Source organism: Vibrio sp. 1288, assembly GCF_033344475.1.
This window is the reverse complement of the sequence record NZ_JAWPOX010000155.1, coordinates 1-1,039: the sequence shown is the minus strand read 5'-3', so window position 1 is coordinate 1,039 and position 1,039 is coordinate 1. Positions and strand designations below refer to the sequence as shown.

The 1,039-nt window shown below is 47.6% G+C and carries 1 protein-coding gene; it reads right to left on the bottom strand.

Annotated features, from left to right (window positions below):
- On the bottom strand, positions 1-1,039 hold a 1,039-nt coding region (locus R8O11_RS25285), incomplete at both ends, for a dicarboxylate/amino acid:cation symporter (RefSeq protein ID WP_318194620.1).

Sequence of the window (1,039 nt, the reverse complement as noted above, 5' to 3'; positions counted from 1 at the left end):
TAGCAAGCATGACAAGACCTACCCCAGGAACACCCGCAGTACCAATAGACGCAAGTGTTGCGGTCATGATAACCATCATGTAATCGCCCATGCTCAAATCAATATTGAATGCTTGAGCAATAAATGCGGTTGCGACACCTTGCATGATGGCTGTGCCGTCCATATTCACGGTTGCACCTAGAGGAACAGTGAATGATGAAATACGGTTATCTACGCCCATGCGGTGTTTTGCTGTTTCCATTGTCACTGGAATGGTCGCGTTTGATGATGCCGTTGAGAAGGCAAACATGATTGCGTCTTCCATCTTACGTAGGAACGTAATTGGGCTAAGGCCAGTAAAGCCTTTTAGCATTAGACTGTAAGTCACTAGGCCGTGAAGCAATAGTGTGCCCGCTAACACAACAAAGTACTCGGCTAGGTTGACGATGGCACTTAAGCCAAGACCAGTAAACAACTTCGCCATCAAGAAGAACACGCCATATGGAGCTAGGTTCATCAAAATTGCTACAAGCTTCATGATCACTTCGTTTAGATCAGAGAAGAATGCTGCAATTCGCTCACCAGGCTTACCTGCTGCGCTGATCGCGACACCAAACAGAACCGCAAATACGATCACTTGCAGGGTTTTACCTTCTGCCATCGCGCTGGTTGGGTTGGTTGGGAACATATCGATGATCACTTGACCCAAAGACGGCCCCTCTGCCGACTTAAATGAGCTTGCTGCTGTCAGATCAGCGCCAGCTCCCGGTTGGAATAGCGTGCCCATTGTAAGCGCAAGTGTGATAGCGATAGCGGTCGTTGCTATATAGAAAGCAAGGGTTTTACCACCCATGCGACCCAATGTAGAAAGGTCTTTTAGAGAGCTCGTGCCGCAAACCAGTGAAACAAACACTAGTGGTACGACAAGCATTTTTAAGCTGGCGACGAAGATCTGCCCACCAACTTCAAATAATCCATTAACGATGTATGCGTCGACAAATCCGTTGTCGGCAAAAAGTGTGCGAATTGCAAATCCTGTCAAGATACCCGCAACCATACC